The sequence below is a fragment of the Bacillus sp. JJ1521 genome, assembly GCF_036965165.1.
Taxonomy (GTDB): Bacteria; Bacillota; Bacilli; order Bacillales; family Bacillaceae_L; genus Ferdinandcohnia.
This window is the reverse complement of the sequence record NZ_JBALOX010000097.1, coordinates 1-19,538: the sequence shown is the minus strand read 5'-3', so window position 1 is coordinate 19,538 and position 19,538 is coordinate 1. Positions and strand designations below refer to the sequence as shown.

The following is a 19,538-nucleotide window of genomic DNA, read 5'->3' as shown; positions in this document are numbered from 1 at the left end:
CCAAACCCTACTAATTACCTAATCATGATTTCTAGAGTCAACACATTGATTGGGAGATACCTCAATTAATAAAAACCTACTCTGATTGAGTAGGCTATATAACAAAAATAATATTTAGTTTTCATTTATATAATGTTCTAGTCCATTCGATTGAACAAATTCATTCCCTATATAAATAAGAATATTCGAATCGTAAGCATGTTTTAACGCTTCTTCTGGATCTATTCCATCCTTAATCTTATATATAAATGAAAATTCGTGGATATCATTTGAGTCATTATGGTTACTAAATAAAGTAAGCATATTCGAATTATTTTCTGAACTACTTGTATAATCTATAACCATGTATTTAGACAACTCGTCCTTTGCCCACAAACCAACAACCATTTTGTTATCTTCGTTCTTTGAATGGATATAACGATCCTTGCTTGTATCTTTCAGTTGAAATTTATACTCGATTACATTTTCATTTTCGGGTTTTCCATCAACTTCACCTGTTTTAATTGATAAATTTTGAATTTCAAAAGTGTATTGTTTTTGTGGTTGTTCTTTGGCCGGATCCACGATCTTTAAGTCTTGCTCCTTCAACTTTATTTGACTTATTAATGCATTACTGCCCTGAAAATTGATTGAAATATCATGTGCATTTTCCAATGCGTTTGTTACACTCACTCCATCAATTATCTCAAAATAGGATTCAACCCTTAAGATAACTGCATTATCCATATCATAGTATATAGATCTGGTATTTTCATAATAGTTTTCTGTCCTTTTATTATTGATTATTAGTGGATTTAACTTATCTCCTGGTTCAATGTCAAGTAGAGTTTCTCTAATGTCATCAAAATTTAAATTTTCTATTTTCATCTCTAAATCATACTTTAAAGCAGGCTGTTTTTCATCTGGATTATTAGGCATGACATCGTTTGTTACGGTAGCATTTAATAATTCTATTTTTAGTTTGTAAGTTTCTTCTTGGGCGACTACGTTCGGTGTATTACTATTTTGCATTCCCAAATCATAAATTCCTACTTGTTGACCTGTGAAAGCTAATATGCAGATAAATATGATTCCAATAACCGAATAACTTAAGTAATTTAAAAATACTCTTTTTTGATTTTTCGGATACCCTGCATTTCTATTTCTAAATTCATTGAGCATCTTATTTTTCAGCATCTTTTCATGAATGGAATCATTGAACAGTACTTCATCCATACTTTTTTTGAGTTTTTCTAAGTTTTTATCCATTTTAATTCCCTCCCTTAATCGTATTTTTTAACTGTCCTTTTCCGCGGCGAAGTCGTGTTTTTACAGTATTTTCATTTATTTGCAAGATATTGCTGATCTCGGATATTTTCAAATCCTCGTAATAGTAAAAGATTATTACTTCCCGGTATTTTATCGGTAACTTTAAAATCTCTCTAACTAATTCTGATTTTTCATTCATGCTAGTAAAACGCTCTTCTGGAGAAAGCTCTAGATTTTTAAAGCGATCGAATAGAGTATCGGTAAACTGTATGTATTTATATGGCCAACTCCTCAAAACATCTTTACATTTATTGGAGGTTATTCTTAATAACCAATGTTTTATTTTTGTAAACTCCCCCTCAAAATTAGACAACTTTTCATAGCAAGTTATAAAAACCTCCTGTGAAATATCCTCAGCCTTCCCTTTATCTTTTAGATAAAAGAATGCCAGTTTATAAACATCGTACCCATATTCCTGAATTAACCATTCCATTGTCTGTTCAGTAGGTACATTAGAACACTCTTCAAATAATTTATCCTTTATTTCCATTTTCTACTCTCCTTTATAGGACGCCCTCACAATAGAAACGGGGCTAGTATAAAAATAGTTTCATTTTTTCTTAACTTGCTAAATTTGTTTTGACTTCCATAAAAAAAAGGACTAAAAGTTAGCCCCGTTTATTGTTTATTATAAAGTTCTTTGTAAGCAATTACCTTCAATGCTGTGAGTTCCTCTTCAGTTAATTTCCCTTCAATTACTTGAATCAATTCTTCGTTAGTCAGTTGCCCTTGTTGAAACTTAGACTGTATGTCTTGGATCCCTGTTAACCCTACCTTTTTTACTAACACTCTAGTTGCTTCTTCTTTTGTAGTAAATGGTAATGTACTTTCATCAACTGATTCCACTTCTTCTAAATAAACCTGCAACTCCGGATCATTTTCTATGGTTTGTTTGATATTTTCCATTTCACCGCTATTCTCTAATTCGGATGACACAGCATCCATTAGCTTTTCTGAGGCCATATTTGTTCCAAAATAATAAACTCCATACCCCAGAATAGCCAAAACAAGAATAGTCATAAGTGCAAATCTCATAAACCTCATACTATCAGACCTCCTACATAAATATAAATATACAATAGATCATGGAGGTCTGGGTAGACAAAACACTTTTTGGAAAAGAATTATCCTGGGACTATTTCCTGAATACACCACAATAACAGCAAATCGTCCCTCAGATCAACCGACATAATCCGATAAAATATAACGTATATATTTATGATATGGTATAAGTATACTCTGAAGAAACATTTATATAAGTTCCTTCACCCTACCAGACCAGAATGAAACGGGACGCGGGTTCTGTCCACACGCCCCGGTAATGGAGGTTTAAATATGACATCAGAAAATCAGTTAATTACAAAAACATTTTATCAAACGTTTATTTCTGAAAATGACTTGAGGCATCCGGTTGAGATCCTTGGAGATGCTTTTATAGCTGAGCAGGAAAAGGAAATTTATGATTTATCCTATATCCGGTTCGCTCAAGGGGAAATTTACTTTAATTATAAAGATTATGAAGCGGCTATATATAAATGGGAGAATATCACGAATGACCTTGAGCCTTGGGCTAAGAAAAATATTGCAGATGCTTATTATGAGCTTGGGTTGCTCTCAGACGCAGAAAAAGAGTACGGCTCAATTATTTCGAAAAATAAGATCCTTACCAGTGAGGTTTCGTTGAGCCTTTTTTCTCTTTATCTCGAAGATAACAAGCTTGATGCTGCTTATCGAGTTCTGCAGGAAGCGATTGATGGGAATCCTGATTATCCCGACTTAACGACAATTGCCAAGCGTTTTTATGAGGAACAGGAAGATTGGAAAAATGCCGTTGAACTAGCGATTAAAGAAGCTGAGCGGAAACAGGACCTAGTCTGGTTTGATTCTCTAATTGATTACTGCGAAGCCGGTTATGGCAGTACATTTACGCCTGAAATATTCACTTCGGTTTTGAGAAAACTTTATGAACTTGACCAATCAAGATTCAAACAGCTTATGGCGGTCGTTTGGGAAGGCTACAAAAATACGGACCAATATCTAAGTTGGTTACATGCTGTGATTCAGGTCATGAAGGATTTAGAGATTAATCCTTACGAACCGTGGCACATGATCACAGGTTTATTTGAGGATGCATACATTGAGCTCACGACTGGAAAGTATTTATTACGTGATGTTGGGCAGCTAATGCCGAAGTTATTGATCAATTGGCTGAACACAACTACAGCTTCGAATGGACTGAAAGCAGCTGCAGCCCTACTCGCGTGGGATGATATTTTTCCATCAGCCATCAAACATGTAATTGTCAAAGAAGCTGAGATTGTCCTGGAAAATGCACATAATCAAGCTTTATCAATAGATGAATGCCACCACTTTACTAAAACAATCATTGAGTGGGCTAGAAAAAATAATATTGAAACGAGTAATCGATTAGTTTGGGGCTTTGATCAGCTTTTTGATATGGAGACGACTAACCTACTTGTCCTAGGTAAAGGAAAAGGTTCCTTTATTAATTCAATTTTAGAAGAGGTAGTTCTCACTCCATCTCTTTCTTCTTTTGGGAGTATTCAATATGGAGAAAAGAAGGAATTAACAGAGGTGACCGATATGGGTCGCAGTCCTGTAGCATCATTGGAAGAAGTTACGAATCAAGATTCGATTATAGAATTGAGCCTACCTTCCACTCTATTACAACAATCAGCACTAAGGCTGAATACGACTGGTTTTAACGAATACTTTATGGAAAAACGGAGAACGTTCGGTTATTTACCTGTAGTAGATGGCGTTCTATTTGTTCACGAAGCCGAAACTCTATCAGAGCTGGATTTTGATTATCTAGCACAAATCAAACAAAGCTCAAAAGATATTCCTGTCCAATTTGTGCTTACTAATACGTTTGATAGGGAAAAAATAAGGGAGTACTTTCCGGATGCAGTTATTCACTCTGTTAGAAATGGGAACATTCTACGTGACATAAAGGCAAGCTTCCATACAGTCAATCGCGTTGGAAAAATCCTATTTTTACTTAGAAAAACGATTTCCAACCTGCTTAAAAAGCGAGCAGACGCTGAAAACAAACTTATAGATTTAATCGCACATAATGAAGAGTTTATCACGAGATTGACTGGTTTTAACAATAGTCTCCATGATAAAGAAACAGGACAAAGTAAGGAAATTGTCGAATCATTTGCAACCGTAATTGGAGAAGTTAATCAGGACCTTTCCGAAAAGATCCCGAAAATCCTTGCAGGTTGCTCGGAGATAATAACGGAGGAAAGTAATCTAAACCAACTTCATATCGAATTAAATGAAAAAATGAACGAAGAGATCCGAAGCTACTTTGATCAAGAGGTTGTGCCGATCCTTTCAGAAAAACTTCAGGAATGGATTGAAGCCTCGGACCAAAAACTAGTGGCTACTCAAGATTACTTAAATGATATGACCGAGTCACTAGCTGAGGGGTATCCTGAAAAAGAACTCAAACTGCAATGTGATTTTAAAATTGTTGAGGACTGGCGTCGAGACATTAGTCGCATGACTTATCAAATTCAAATTGAGAAGGAAAACATCATGCTACGTCATAACCCAGCACAGGTGATGTTGAAGGGCGCGGGTAAAGTATTAGGCTTGTTGCCACAAAAACAGCAATCCTACATGCTGAACCAGTATAAACGCTATGTAGAAAATGCCTTGTACCTGGATGTTGTCGAATCTATCCAAACAAAATTTTGGCAGCAATTCGACTTTTTCAATAAATCACTACAACAGGACGTCGGGTTATTCTATAAAGATTCTTTAGATGAACTCTTTAAAACGATAGAAGAAACAAAGAGTCTAGTAGACGAAGATAAACAAACTTTAGCTAAGATGAAGTCGAGCCCAGAAATCTACTATGATCCTTTGAAGCTATTTGAAACAAGACTTGTTCAAAACGAACGAATTTGGAAGAAAAGTCGGGAAACTGAATCACTGTCACACACTCTATAAACTCAAAAGGCACAGCTAGCGAATTTTAACCGTTAGTTGTGCCTTTATTTATTTTGTATTTCCTACTGAGTTAGGACCCTACTCGACTTCGGGAATCCTTTTTATTCTCAATCAGTGAATACATCATTTCCATCCGTACTCATCGTTGAAAATTCGGAAACCACTGCCCCTCTTCCCCTGCTTGGAACTAATATAGGATATTTAGTTCTAGATTGTACTGTTAGCCGTGTTTTAAGACAATTTCATTCACACTATAAAGATATCTTTTTTTCTTCTGGAACTGTAGCTTTTGGTTGATCCGCCGCAGGACCCGGCATATATAAGTAAACAGTTCTACAACGACATCTAAATGTCTGGAGATTCCCCTGCAGGTGGACAGTATTGTAAACCAAGCTCTCTCACTCTATCTAACCCAAAGTCTGCAATCTAAAATTTTTGACAACATAATTTATTTTTCTTTTAGATCAGGAACAAATGATTTTTAAATTTTCTTCAAAAGGATTGAACCTTTTCGAACAAAAGTGACAATATAGTATGTAATCTCAAATTTGGAGGATGTTATGGAACCTATCATTTCGGAAAATATTATACATAGGTTAAAGGCGGGTGATATTACTGCCTTTGACGAGTTCTATTCAAACACAAAAAATCAAATATATAAAATGGTTTACGTATTGGCACCGAATAAACAAGAAGTGGATGAAATCGTTAATGAAATCTATTTTCAAGTCTGGAAATCTATCAAGAATTACAAAGAAGGATCTCCATTTAATTACTGGATAAATGGGCTCGTATTCAGGCAGGTCAAACATTGGAGACTGAAAGCCTGGAAACGACGTAATTTATTTGACAAGTTTTTAAAAAATAAAGAAATCGAAATAGAAAATAATTTTGTAAATAGTGGAGACAATCATCCGTTTCTTCTTTCTATTATTGATAAAATGTCTTTCAAATTAAAAGAAGTGATCCTTCTATACTATTTCTATAACTATACTCAAAAAGAAATAGCGATCATTCTTAACATTCCTGTTGGTACAGTTAAATCAAGGCATCACTCAGCCTTAAACTATTTACGAAAGTTTTATAAGAACTCAGCGGAAATGAATAGGAGGGGTTAATAAATGTCAAATAATCATTTTGATATAGAGCAGCAACTTTCTACTGAATTAGAAGCAATTCGACCACCTGATGCATTACATCAAACGATACGAAGTCGGATAATAAATGACAGTAATTCTAATCGCAGTCCTAAATCAAAAAAGAAAGTATACCTTGCCCTTTCGATTACAGTGATCATTTCATTGATTTTTGGGGGAGGGTTTGTATCTCCAACTTTTGCAGATATTTTAAAGAAAATCCCTGTAGTGGGAGTCATTTATGCTAATTATAACTCTGATATAGGTTTAAATAATGCAAATAATTTAGGGCTGACAGAAAACGTTGAAAAGTCAGTTACATCTAATAATATTCAATTAACAATTACTAAAACCTATTATGATGGACAAAATCTTTCAGTAGCCTATCGATTAAGAAACAATAGCAATGAAACGTGGCAAATACCACCCAGTGCTAATAATGGGAGCACCCGTTTAATACTTGATGCGGATTCTTATGAAACAAAAATAAATGGGTCACATAACTACGGTGGATTCAGCGAGCAATATGAGATTAAGGGTCCGAAAGAATATGAGGGAATCCTAAATATATATCCGATAGACTTGCCTAAAGAAGATCATTTCTCATTGGAGTTATCCTTTACAAAAATCCAAGGTGTCTCTGGAAATTGGGATTTTAAGATTCCTATTTCAAAAGATAAAACAAATGAGTTAGGCCAAACCTTTTCCCAAAAATATAAAGTAAATGCTTTTGGCGGAGAATTTATTATAAAATCTATAAGTTTTGCACCCTCTGGTATAGGTCTTGATACTGAGACCATTATGGATAAGGGAGAAGGGATCAATTATTACTTTAGTATTGTGGGTGCAGGACCTGACAACGGGTCATCAGGTCATACTAAAGATTTAGGAAACGGAAAAGAACTGGTTACAAACCACTTTCCATTCCCCCCTATGGAGGAAATACCAAAGAGCATTACAATAATGGTATACAATTCAAAGGATACGTCTCAAAAAGTAACATTTACTGTACCTTTGGAACAAGATGGTACTGTTAAAGATTCTGATAAAAACAGTATAACAACAGTTCAACCAACTTATGTAAAAGAGGATTAACCAGCAGTTGATACAGATTGAAAGTCAGAAGCTAAATCAATTAATTAGTGGGAAAGGTAAAAACAACATTTCCAACAGCAAACGATATATCGAACACTCTTGTTATTAAAAAATAGAAAAAGGCTAGAACTGCACAAAGATATTTCGACTATTCTAAACAATAAATGAAAGTATTCAGAAAAAAGGATGCGTAGCTCCTATAAGTGATGTAGATTTGTCTCAATACTCAATTACAGCGATACAAAGTGATGTTAAAAATGGAAGGTACAAAAACCACAGAGTATCATGCTAATTAAACTTACGAGTGGTCTAATGAAAAGTGTATAGAAGAAATAATTATATTTGTTGCCAGGAAGTACTAAAGAGGATTTATTAAAGATAATTGATAAAGTTGCTCACAAGATTTACCAAATAGATCCCAGTCGTAATAGCGACTGGGTTTTTCGTTACTTTTTATTTTTTTGTTAAGCCAATCTTATTCCAAAAAAATGAGTTAATGCCTTCCCTAAAATAAGAGGAATCAAACATTTGCTCTCATCATTCTTTTCTCATTCGTAAAGGTTCTATGAAAATCCAAAAGCATTTATATTACATAATAAAATAGACGAAGGATCACCTTCGTCTATTACATATTTACCGGAAAGTACGGATGGTTACCTGCACCACCCTACTCAATTTCTGGAATCCTTTTTATTTCTTGATCAGTGAATACATCATTTTCATCCGTACTCATCGTAGAAAATTCTGAAACAACTGCCCCTTCTTCCCCTGCTTGGAACCAATGTAGGGTATTTGGTTCTAGTGTGTATTGTTCACCTGGTTTTAAGATGATTTCATTCCACACTGTGAAGGTATCTTTTTTATCTTCTGGAACTTTACCTTTTGGTTGATCCACCGCAGGACCCGGCACATACAAGTAAACGGTTCCATAACGACATCTAAACGTCTCCTCCTTACCTGGAGATTCCCCTACAGGTGGATGTAAATGTTCAGGACAAGTCTGGTTTGGAAGAAGCACTAAGTCCTTCGCGCAGCAACGCTCCGTATTGATGTATGTAATCAATTGTAAACCAAGCTCTCTTACTCTATTAAGTCCAAAGTCAGCAACTTCAAGTCTATCAATTTCATCCTCTGTCAAAACAATGTTACACTTCTTAAAATATTCCAATGTTTCCTGTTTAATAAGCTCATATTCTTTGCGGGTTATCATCGTATGCCTCCTTGTCTTTTATCATCTAATAAGAGTGTATGACATAATATGGAGAATTACTATAGCAAAATTAATATCATTTTTGCTTTTGATAAAGAAAACGCTGGTTGCGCTGCAAGTTTTATTCAGGATACTAATTCAGGGAACTCATCATAACCGTTTCGTAAAGACAGGACAAGGTCTGTATGGACATGTTCCGCTTCGAATTCCTCCTGCAATGCAGAAAACGAAGTAGAAGTTAATCTTTTTAGTTGATTATAGTTATCATAAAATTTAATTTCAAAATACGTGTCTAAAAAAACGAAATAAGCATCCAGGTCAACTCCAGCCTTTTCTAAATAACGACTATCAATTTCAACTATCCCTAGAATATCGCGGCAATTATTAAGGAGATTTCTCATTCCTTTTAGAACCATAAATTCATAGCCTTCTACGTCAATTTTAAATAGAAGCCGTTGATTGTTTAAATTTTTTTGATTAAAAAGGGAATCAACCGTAATCGCAGGCACTTTCGTTTTTTCAATACTGTTTTTTTCCGAAATTTGAACACCAGAAGAAGTCCCAGACCAATGCGTATCAATATAGAAGGCTTGCTCCTGCTTTTCTTGCTCCCCTGCAAAAGCATGAATAATATTGATTTGATGACAGTTCACATGCTGTTTCCGTGAACGCTCGATATAATCAATTAAATATTTATTTGCTTCAATTCCTACAATGGTCGTTTCTTTTTCATACGTTGTCGAGAAAATGCATTCTCCATAATTCACACCTATATCTAGAACTAGTGACGGCTTGTACGACTCCACAGCATTTCCCCAGAATTCAGTAACGCGAGACTGCGTAATCCCATCACTAATCAAAAGGGCCCTTCCTCGATTTTCGGCATTGTTAATGTAAATAATATTTCGAGATGGAAGGGTAATTTTATTCGGGATTTTAGTCAATTTTAATGTCTTATACTTTAGAAAAATACCAACATCTAAGATTACCTTTGAAAAAAGTGGATAACTCTCCCATAGCTTTACAAAAATAGGCTTGGTCAAAACTCCTTTAGGAATGGACATATTGATAATCTCCCCTTTTTAATGAAGGCTATTAACTGATTACCTTCCATTATAGAAGAAGAATATTAAGTGCTTGTAAACGTTTAGTGAATATTCTGAAATGATGTGTGACACCTTTTGACGAAAAATATTATTCCAACCTAAAAAGACCAGAGATTCTCCTCTGGTCTAATTTCCATTCTTCTTATCAATCGTTTCACGTATCTTCTCGTTTCCGTTGTCTACAGCCACTCGCCACAGTCGGTTATCAAATGTGCACCTCGTTTGTTTGAAATAATCTTGCACCATAGGTACAAAGTATTGAGCATTATTATATTAATACTTTAAAACTTTATCCTTGTGAGGGGCGGGCCTACTAGTACAAAATCCAAATTAATTGTCAATCACTAAAAAATATATTAGTGCCACTGTGACAATATATTATTCTATAAATCTTCACTTGCTACTTCTTTCGTTTCTATCAACTTATACATCCTAAAACCATTTGGTGTTGATCTAACATCGTATTTTGAATCAAATGCTTTATATTTTCCCGTCCCATCACCGTAATAGATATGATATTCTTCATGCGTTGATATAGTGAAAGTGGTATCATTCATCTCTTTAATATCAACAATTTCAATATCAAGTAGGTCTTCAGTAATGTTCTTCTCTTCAAGGTAATTAATATAGTTAGACACTTCTTTTAAGTAATCTGCAGAAGATTGGTCAATCAGACCGGACACGTAGGAAAACTCACGGCTATTAATTGCTTCTACGGATCTATAAAGGTAATTTTCAACAAATGGTGCGATTCCATCTTGATTCATCTCTGCTTTAACATTTTTAAAGACAGGGGATGCTTCGAACTGTTTTTGTTGTGCGGCAACATCAATTTCAACTTTCGCTAGCTTGCTTTTATCAATTCCTGAAATGTTGTCAAAATAATTTGCAGCCCATTTTTTCTCTTTTTCATCATAAACGAATTCATACGAAATCGATGATGTTACATCCTCAGATTCAATTGAGCCCGAGTAATCATCGTAATTATATTCTTTCCACGTTTCAACTACCTCAACGACCGCAAACCACTTACCGTCCTTATAACCTAAATAGTATGAGTCTTCATTTGCGCGCATATCTGATAAATATCCACTATAAGACCAATTTTGATCCTCTACGGTATCAATTATTTCCTTTTGAAGATAGTTTGTATGCCCTTCTACTAAGCTTTTATCTCCGTTCACAAGTGACTTCGAGAGCGATGTCATGAAGGTAACAAGTTGTTCGGTTACTTTTTCTTTTTCCTCTTTTGTCAGGCTTAAATTGACAGTTAGATGATCGTCATCAATTGGTACATCTGAACTTTGCATTTTTCCAAAAGGTGTTTCTTGCTCGATTTTGACCGTCATTGAGCCATCAAGTAATACTGGACCAATTTCTACCTCTTCATCTGCTTTAACCTTAATCCCCGTGTCTTTATCATTTACTAGTACCGTTGCGCCATCCACATTTGATTCGATGCTCACGTAATCAATATCTAAATACATGTCTATGAAGGATGGTGAGAAATGACTGACTTCAGCTTCTTTCTCTAATTCAACAAAATCCGATGACAGAACAGCTTTTATCTCATAATTACCTGGAAGCTTATTACCCAATGAAACATAACCTTCTTCAACTAATTCAGACTTTACCTCTTCTCCATCAATAAAAAAGGTTAAATCATCATAATTGGTATTGACTGTTAATGGGAACGTTTGTAAAACAAAATCATAGTTATCATATAAGAAGAAATGCTTACCTCGTTTTTCAAAAGTGATTAATTGAGGCATCCCGTATTCTTCATAATCAACTGGGTCTAGTTTAAAACCGTCTACTTTAGAATTTGCACGGAGCTGAGCGATGAGCTCCTCTTTTAGATAAGGATCTTCTTTTAAAAACTCTACTAAGTCCTTCACATGTTGTTCGGTAACTTCTAGGGATTCGTCAGAGGAATCTAACATCTTCACTAACCCTTTTACATCACCATTTTCAAGATTCTTCGTAAAAGACGCAAGTAGTTTTGTTTTATCAGTCATGGAATCTCCGAGCTTATACAAACCAAATCCTAGAATTAGAACAGCTAATACCGCACCAATGATCAGTTTTGTTTTTAATGATAAAGCGCTTAGTCCTGGTGATTTGACTGTTTTTCTTGCTTTTGGCACCTTTATATCTTCAAACTTTGCCCCACACTCATTACAAAATGGAGTATTATCTATCTTCTTTGCTCCACATGATGTACAGAATTTCATTTTCATCTTCTCCTTTTCAAAGCTGTTTCACTTCGTTATGTAAAAAACATACCCCACCCAATGGAGTGAGTAGAGTATGTTTTTGGAATCAACTATGCAGAGTATCTTTGTCCTTGGGATGAAGATGTTTGACGACCTAAAAGCATCACCGAACCATAAGAAACTACATAAGCTAAAATTGTACTGATAAAGAACACCCCAATTGATGAAAATCCTAAGCTAAAGACTATTGCATCATCCATATTGAGGTCTGCAGATATCTTCGTAATGCCCACGATTAGCGCATTCACAAGTCCAAAAGTAACTGCATAAGCCCCTACTTCAAATAGGATGTTCCCACCTGAAGATTTGATCAACTGTTTTCCAGCCCAGAAATGTAATGCAAAGGTAATAAGGACTAGCAGCCATGAGGCCAACCCCAATCCGCCAATTTGTTCTTTAAATTCCTCTTTGAACTCATCTTTAAATTCTGCTTCATCTTCTGTGTCTGCCCCATCTAGAGATGCCTTCGCACCTCCCAAAAGTGAATAACTAGCGGTAATTTTTTCACCAAAGGTTTCCACCTTTAACTTAAGGGTTTCAAATTGAGAGACATTCCAAATATAACCTCCCACTTGAGTACCGATCACTAGATCTCCAGCAGGATCATCAGTTGTTAAATTATCACTTGAAGACATCACAAAAAATCCAACGACCATCGCCACAGCGAGCCCAACCATTGAATGTAAAATGGCCCGTGAAATAGACAACCCATATTGATAATTATATGTACGTTGTTCTTTTGACAGACGAATCATTGCTCCGATGCTTGTAAAAATACTACTAATTATAAATGCATTAAAAATGCTCTCAAAGAATGAATAGTCTGAAGTGAACGTTAATACTACCTCTGTAAAGCCAGTTGGGTCTTTCATTTTCAATGAAGTCCCAGCAAATAAACTAAATAAACCAAAAAGAATGGCATATGGTATAGAGAATGATAAACAACGTGTTAATCTTTCTACCATAGTACTTTCTGGGTATTTACGCTGCATAAGAAAGCCCATTACAATAAAGACTATTGCAGGAATAATTAATAAAAGAAACAGCCCACTAGAAGTTTGGATAGCTCCTTCAATGAACATTGCGTTAATAGTAAAATTTAAACCCAACAAATGACTAAGCATCATAACGTCTGTAAAAGACACTAGATTGATATCTATTAAATCCGCAATAGGACCAATTTCATCACTTATCAAATCGCTTACTAGGCCATTCACTAATGAACTTATGCTGAAAGAAATAATTAATAAAGCCACGATTGACATCCCGATAAACTTACCAGAATGAATCAAAGTACTTACATCTGTTAAACTAGCAATAAATCCTTGTCCACTTTGAAAATTTCCGCCTACCTGTTGTGAACTTACAGCAGATGCTGCATTTGAAACTGATAATTTCTCTTCTTCTTTTTCAACTACCTTCTCAAAACTATGCCCACATGATACACAATAATAACCACCTACTGTGTTTTCATGACCACAATGTTTACAAAACTTTTCACTATCACGGGATAAATGAACCCGTTCACTTACTTTGGATAACACAACCCCATCATTACTACAGTACAGGGCTCCATCCGAATTTTCTGTTCCACAATTCTTACAAAACAAGTTGTTCAACCTCCTTTTCTATCAATCTACTAAGCAGTCGCCTTTGTTCCACAGCAAGGACAGAAATTCGCATCTACCGGCATAGCTTCCTCGCATATTACACAAGTCTCTTCTCCGCTCAACACAACCTTTGTAGCCACTTCTACTTTAGCACCACAACCTCCGCAGAACTTTGCATCTACACTGTTAGGAGTTTGACAAATTGAACAGATAATTGAATTTGAATCCGCGCTTCTACTATTTAATTCTGCTACCTTTTTATTCGCTTGATAGATATGGTGATCAAAGCCTACTAGTTTTACTGTTAATTCAACAAGCTCTGGATCGGTAATTTCACCATTACGTATCTTTTGATATGTAGCTTGACCTACTTCAAGCAGCACCATCGATTTTTTTGTTGATGCTTCATTGATTTCCTTTTTAAGACGGCTAATCTCTTGAACAACCTGTAATTTCTGTTTACCTTGTTCAATTCCATCTTGGAACTTAGAAAGTCCCTCTCCTAATTTTGATTGTAGATTAGACAAATTGACCCACTCCTTTTAAATTTTTGGAATTAAATATTGAATATTCGGAAAGATTGGAAAACACTACATTTCCCAACCAAATACCTATCTATTTTACATACATTTCCTAAATTAGTAAACTATTTGGGACTTTTTGCTCTTTTTTAATATATATCTTTTTTACTCCTATGTTAGGTTAATAGAATGCGGTAAGAATGGTCTTTGTCAAAAAAAATAATTAAATCACCACCATCAGCAATTCCATTATTCTCCAAAGATATTTGGATCTGTCATTCCGTCCCCCAAAAAGACTAGGTTTCCCCCTGACCTAATTCCATAATCTCGCCATTCGCGGTTGCCGTTTTCGACGACAGATACTCCAAATTCCGAAGAAAAAATGAAGATTTACGTAACAATTCTTTTGCCTCAAATATTTTCAAAACCGATGCCCCTTTTTCCACTTTACCTTTCTATAACAATGGTAAAAGGGGGTTCAAGTTATGTTGAGAATCAAAATAGGTTCTGAAATAGATATTTATGAGTATTCACAATTTCATGATTACGAGGAATTTAAGGTCAATATGGAGATTTGGCTTATTGATTATCAAAAGAAATTCACGCGAGGAGAAATGTTGGGAATGAATCAATTAATTCAATTATCATCAAAAATTCCAGGAGTTTGCCATGAAGCCATTAAAACAATCGCATGTTGCAAAGACTTTGGGTTGAGCGAGCATGCCATTTCTCGCTCTACCTTTAAGCGCATGATATGGAAATGTATCGAGTTTAACATGTTAACTGCCTATGAAACAGAAAATAATAGTGGGGCACAAATCGGCAATCTCTACGTCTTTAATCCATATCCAACATGGGACGAAGGGAAAGGTTCCTCATCCCCTAATAGAAAAGGAGTGATTTATTGATGAGTTGGATTCAAGATGCTGGACATGGCGGGAGTGATCCGGGGGCGGAAGCTAATGGCAATACAGAAAAAGTATATACTCTAGAAGCTGCACTCTATGTGGACAAACGCTTAGCTGAGCTAGGAGTTGCAAATGATATGACTAGATCAAGTGATGTTACAATAAATCCCGACTCAAGAACCTCTAAGGTTAAAATATACAAGAAGTGTATTTCACATCATTTTAACGCGGGTGGTGGCAGTGGGACTGAAACAATCCATTCCATCTATTCTGACGGCAAGTTTGAGCAATTACTAATTGAGGAGTTTAAGAGATCCGGGTATCCGATTAGACCAAAACCTGTGTACTCCAGAAAGAATTCGTCCAGCGGCGATTATTACTATATGCATAGACTAACAGGTTCCTGTCGAACAACTATAGTAGAATATGAATTTGTGGATGGTCCACAATCAGAAAAAATTAAGGATAAGGCCTATCGTGAAGGTATGTATGAATGTGTGGTACGCGCAATTTGCCGAGAGGAAGGTGTTAGTTATGGAGGTCCTAGTTCTGGACAAACACCTACAGCGAAACCAGTTAATCCCCCAAAAGAAAACCTTGTCGTTGATGGTTATTTGGGACCCAAAACGATCAGTGCTCTCCAAAGTTATTTTGGGACTCCGGTAGATGGCTTCATTAGCAAACCATCACTAGTCATTAAAGCATTACAAAAATGGCTCAGCGTAATGCAAGATGGATATTTGGGATCATTTACGATTACAGCCTTGCAAATAAGACTTGGGGCACCAGTTGATGGAGTTATAAGTCGACCTTCTATTGTTGTAAAAGAACTGCAACGACGGCTGAATAAAGGGAATTTGGGATAAAGTATTCTCCAATAAACGATAAAATCAAAAGTGGAACAGGAAACCAAACCTACTGGTCTTCGCCTGTTCCCCATCCTTCTTAATATCTTCCTTCATAAATTTCTAAAGGCAAATCATCGGGATCTTTAAAGAAAGTGAATTTTTTGCATGTTGTTTCATCAATTCGTATATCTTCTACAACAATATCTTTTAATTTTAGTTCCTTTACCGCTTCTTCTATATCTTCTACTTCAAATGCAAGATGTCGAAGACCTGTTGCCTCGGGATAATTTGGTCTTTTCGGTGGGTCGGCAAAAGAGAACAACTCGATCTGATATATATCCCCAACTACTAAATCAAGCTTGTATGAAGCTCGATCTGCACGAAACGTTTCATTTAATACAGTAAACCCTAACTTATTCACATAAAAGTCTTTGGACTTCTCATAATCAGAGCAGATAATTGCTACGTGATGAATTCGATTAATTTTCATAATGGTCATCCTTATCTTGATTTTATAAATCCATAACCCATTTTAAAACGGAACTACGGACCTATCAATTGTAATAGTTAATGAATGTGTAAGCCCTCACCACTTTAACTAGAACCAAAAGTACTTTAACTTTGAAACGATGGACCTGTCCCTATTGTAGGTTACTAAATTAATTGTATAACAGTTTAACTCTCAAACTCCATTTACATACAAAAAAAATTCAAACAAACGATTGATTGAATCAATGGTTTCGTATTATCACTGGTTCAAACCGTTAAACAAACATTTGTTTGAAATCGATGTTTTCAAAAAATGCCCGATTAGTACAGATTGCTACTAATCGGGCATTTGATATTTTATAATAAAAATTGTTTTAGTCCTACTCCCCATGATAATGCATTCCCAGCTGCTGCAACCAACCCCATACTTCACAACTGATTAAGTTCCTGCAATTCATTAATTTCCTGCTTAATTAATACTCTCTCCAAGTTCAATAGCAGGAGAAGTCGATTTTCTAGCTTGGCTACTCCTTCTATGAACAACTCATTTACACCATTCATAATGTTAGTTGCTGGTTCAACGACTGAAGCATCAATGTCAATAACGTCTGTTGCTGCATCAACAATGAGGCCCGTCTGAATGCCGTTCATTTCCACAATAAGAATCCGAGTCTCATTTGTTTCATTCATTTTTCCAATGGATAACCGCTCTTTTAAATCAATAATAGGGGTTACTTCCCCGCGTATATTAATAACCCCTTTTATAAAATTAGGGACATTGGGGATACGCGTAATCTCTTGCATGCGCTCGATTGAGCGTACATTCTGGATAACTGTTGCATACTCCTGGTCATCTAATCGAAAGACAATTACCTTTTTCTGTGCATCCATATCATTTCCACTCCTGTTTCATCCGTTCATTCCGATTCACTAATACATTCTCTAAAACCCATCCCCTAGACAAAATCAAACTTTATCTAAAGGATGGGTATTTAATTTAACTAATTTTGAATTTTTGGATTAAGTTATTCAGATCATTTGCATTTTCTTCTAATGATTTTGCACTTGATGAAACTTCCTCCATTGATGTGCTTGATTGTTGGGCGGTAGCTGAAACTTGTTCCACCCCGGCAGCACTTTCTTCAGAAACAGCGGCAATATTCTCGATTGCAGAATTAATCGTTTTTGTATCGTCTAATACACCATAGAGTGAGGTTGCCATTGTAGAGATCTGTTCTCCAATCGCTTCGATTGCCCCTGTAAGTTGGGTAAATGTTTCACCTGTTGTTTTAATTTGAGTGGTTCCTTCATCTACTAATTGATAGCCCTCATCTAGCGACTGAACCACCTGTTTTGATTCATCCTGAATATCTGAAACGATTGAAGTAATGTCAGTAATCGATTCACTTACTTGTTCAGCCAATTTCCGAACCTCATCGGCTACTACCGCAAATCCTCTTCCTTGCTCTCCAGCTCGTGCTGCTTCAATGGCTGCATTGAGTGCTAGTAAGTTCGTTTGCGCTGCAATTTCTTGGATGACATTCACTAATTTTGAAATGCCATTTGTCTTGTAATCTAATCCTTGTACCATTGAAAGAGATTGCTTCATTTTTTCGTTTATTGTCGCCATTTTTTGAACAGATTCTTCCATATAATGACTTCCATCTTCCGTTAATTGAAGCATCTTATCTGAATGTTCTTTAATAGATTCACTCTTGGAGGCAACATTCGATATTTCTTGAGAGAATTTCCCCATATTCTCATTTAGGGTAGTTGAAGATTGAGCCTGTTCCTCCGCTCCAGACGATAACTCTTCCATTGTTGTTGCGATTTGTTGGCTTCCAGCTAATACTTCATCAGCGTACAATGTTAGTGCCTCGCCTTTATTCTTTACATTATCAGACACGACTGTCATATCTTTGACAATGGTTCGAAGACTATTATTTGTTACATTTACGGATTGTACCAATTGACCGATCTCATCTATTGATTTTGTTTTTAATGGCTCGTGGCTTAGATCTCCTTTTGCAATAAGATTCATCCGTTCCATGACCATTTTTATTGGGTTTGAAATAATAAACGACGTTATAAAAGCTACGACGATACTCAATACGATAATTAAGACAGTAATGATAGATGTTACAGTTAGTGAACTTTTTCCATTAGCTACCGTTTCTTTTCCAAGCTCTGTTATTAACTTTTCTCTTTTAATAGCTAACTCTTCATAACCAATCATTAATTCGCGACCCTCTGGAGTAAGTTTTTGAAGATTTTGGAGGGCAAGTTCTTTATTTCCATTATCGTATTCTTTAAATACTTCATCAGCAATCCCTTCTCGCCATTTGATCGTACGTTTCATTAATGCATCAAATTCCTCGGTAACGTCTATTCCTCTAATCACCTTTTCTGCTCGTTTTCCTTGTTCTGTATACTCATTAAATCGTTCTTTATAGTCACCACCAAATAACACATATCCTCTTGCTGTCCCAATTCGGTTTGCGATAGATGATACCAATTGTTCATTTGCAATTAATAATTGAACTTGCTCGTTAACCATAACTTCTGTATTTTGATTTGCTTTATTTGTAGTATAAAAATTATAGAAACCTAAAATAACAACAAGTAAGATCACAACTGAAAAACCAAATAATATTTTCATTTTGATACTCTTAAAATTAGTCAATCTTTTCATCGTATATGAACCTCCAATATTCCTAATCGATTTATAATGTCTATTTCTATTGATGTGTCATTAGTAACATTGAGTTACATCTTCCACCAAATCTTTTTATAAATTAATAGCATTTTAAAAAATGGGCTGTGGCCTAGAAAGCAAGTATCCTTGGCATAGCTCGATACCCAATGTTTTCGCCATTTGTAGTTCCTCGTTTGTTTCGACTCCTTCAAGGATAATCTTTGTATCCGTTTCTTGAAAATATTGTAAAAGCAATGAAATCATTTTTTGTTTTTGAGATGATTTAGCTAGATTTATAGAAAAAATTCTATCCAGCTTTAAATAGTTAGGTTCTAGTTCTATAATTCCGCTT

Annotated in this window: 17 protein-coding genes; 5 read left to right on the top strand and 12 right to left on the bottom strand. The window is 35.5% G+C overall.

Annotated features, from left to right (window positions below; translation table 11 throughout):
- Positions 1–114: 114 nt before the first annotated feature.
- The 3 genes from V7147_RS14345 to V7147_RS14335 all read right to left on the bottom strand — a co-directional run bounded on the left by V7147_RS14345 (position 115) and on the right by V7147_RS14335 (position 2,352).
- The gene (locus V7147_RS14345) at positions 115–1,248 is read right to left on the bottom strand and encodes a hypothetical protein (RefSeq protein WP_335368531.1); all 1,134 of its coding nucleotides are present in this window, start codon (positions 1,246–1,248) and stop codon (positions 115–117) included.
- A 1-nt stretch (position 1,249) separates the two neighbouring features.
- Positions 1,250–1,798 (bottom strand): sigma-70 family RNA polymerase sigma factor, encoded by a 549-nt coding sequence (locus V7147_RS14340; RefSeq protein ID WP_335368530.1) that lies wholly within the window; start codon positions 1,796–1,798, stop codon positions 1,250–1,252.
- A gap of 128 nt (positions 1,799–1,926) precedes the next feature.
- A complete protein-coding gene (locus V7147_RS14335; RefSeq protein WP_335368529.1) occupies positions 1,927–2,352 on the bottom strand; it encodes a hypothetical protein in 426 nt (141 codons plus the stop codon).
- Positions 2,353–2,643: 291 nt separating this feature from the next.
- Between V7147_RS14335 and V7147_RS14330 the strand changes: the two genes are divergently transcribed.
- The 3 genes from V7147_RS14330 to V7147_RS14320 all read left to right on the top strand — a co-directional run bounded on the left by V7147_RS14330 (position 2,644) and on the right by V7147_RS14320 (position 7,523).
- The gene (locus V7147_RS14330) at positions 2,644–5,292 is read left to right on the top strand and encodes a tetratricopeptide repeat protein (RefSeq protein ID WP_335368528.1); all 2,649 of its coding nucleotides are present in this window, start codon (positions 2,644–2,646) and stop codon (positions 5,290–5,292) included.
- A 560-nt stretch (positions 5,293–5,852) separates the two neighbouring features.
- Complete coding sequence (locus V7147_RS14325) at positions 5,853–6,410, top strand: sigma-70 family RNA polymerase sigma factor (protein ID WP_335368527.1); 558 nt, start codon at positions 5,853–5,855, stop codon at positions 6,408–6,410.
- Positions 6,411–6,413: 3 nt separating this feature from the next.
- A complete protein-coding gene (locus V7147_RS14320; protein ID WP_335368526.1) occupies positions 6,414–7,523 on the top strand; it encodes a DUF4179 domain-containing protein in 1,110 nt (369 codons plus the stop codon).
- A gap of 667 nt (positions 7,524–8,190) precedes the next feature.
- Here the strand turns inward: V7147_RS14320 and V7147_RS14315 are convergent.
- The 5 genes from V7147_RS14315 to V7147_RS14295 form a co-directional block, all read right to left on the bottom strand.
- Positions 8,191–8,733, bottom strand: coding sequence for a D-lyxose/D-mannose family sugar isomerase (locus V7147_RS14315; protein ID WP_335368525.1), 543 nt, complete (start codon positions 8,731–8,733; stop codon positions 8,191–8,193).
- A gap of 125 nt (positions 8,734–8,858) precedes the next feature.
- On the bottom strand, positions 8,859–9,797 hold the full coding sequence (locus V7147_RS14310; protein ID WP_335368524.1) for an FkbM family methyltransferase: 939 nt from the start codon (positions 9,795–9,797) through the stop codon (positions 8,859–8,861).
- 425 nt (positions 9,798–10,222) lie between these two features.
- Positions 10,223–12,073 carry a zinc ribbon domain-containing protein gene (locus V7147_RS14305; protein WP_335368523.1) on the bottom strand — a complete coding sequence of 617 codons (1,851 nt, stop codon included), beginning with the start codon at positions 12,071–12,073 and terminating at the stop codon, positions 10,223–10,225.
- A 92-nt stretch (positions 12,074–12,165) separates the two neighbouring features.
- Positions 12,166–13,725, bottom strand: coding sequence for a zinc ribbon domain-containing protein (locus V7147_RS14300; protein WP_335368522.1), 1,560 nt, complete (start codon positions 13,723–13,725; stop codon positions 12,166–12,168).
- Positions 13,726–13,754: 29 nt separating this feature from the next.
- Positions 13,755–14,252, bottom strand: coding sequence for a zinc ribbon domain-containing protein (locus V7147_RS14295; protein WP_335368521.1), 498 nt, complete (start codon positions 14,250–14,252; stop codon positions 13,755–13,757).
- A 479-nt stretch (positions 14,253–14,731) separates the two neighbouring features.
- On the opposite strand from V7147_RS14295, the gene V7147_RS14290 reads away from it, so the two are divergent.
- Positions 14,732–15,154, top strand: coding sequence for a hypothetical protein (locus tag V7147_RS14290; protein WP_335368520.1), 423 nt, complete (start codon positions 14,732–14,734; stop codon positions 15,152–15,154).
- Positions 15,154–16,020: an N-acetylmuramoyl-L-alanine amidase gene (locus V7147_RS14285; protein WP_335368519.1), complete on the top strand. Its 867-nt coding sequence runs from the start codon at positions 15,154–15,156 to the stop codon at positions 16,018–16,020. The genes V7147_RS14290 and V7147_RS14285 overlap by 1 nt, the downstream gene beginning before the upstream one ends.
- 79 nt (positions 16,021–16,099) lie before the next feature.
- Here V7147_RS14285 and gloA2 read toward each other — a convergent pair whose 3' ends face one another.
- From gloA2 to V7147_RS14265, 4 genes are all read right to left on the bottom strand, one after another.
- The gene (gene gloA2, locus V7147_RS14280) at positions 16,100–16,492 is read right to left on the bottom strand and encodes an SMU1112c/YaeR family gloxylase I-like metalloprotein (protein ID WP_335368518.1); all 393 of its coding nucleotides are present in this window, start codon (positions 16,490–16,492) and stop codon (positions 16,100–16,102) included.
- A gap of 428 nt (positions 16,493–16,920) precedes the next feature.
- Positions 16,921–17,382: a chemotaxis protein CheW gene (locus V7147_RS14275; RefSeq protein WP_335368517.1), complete on the bottom strand. Its 462-nt coding sequence runs from the start codon at positions 17,380–17,382 to the stop codon at positions 16,921–16,923.
- Positions 17,383–17,488: 106 nt separating this feature from the next.
- Positions 17,489–19,183 carry a methyl-accepting chemotaxis protein gene (locus V7147_RS14270; RefSeq protein WP_335368516.1) on the bottom strand — a complete coding sequence of 565 codons (1,695 nt, stop codon included), beginning with the start codon at positions 19,181–19,183 and terminating at the stop codon, positions 17,489–17,491.
- 114 nt (positions 19,184–19,297) lie between these two features.
- Positions 19,298–19,538 (bottom strand): EAL domain-containing protein (locus V7147_RS14265; protein ID WP_335368515.1); only part of this gene is annotated, 241 nt, incomplete at its 5' end.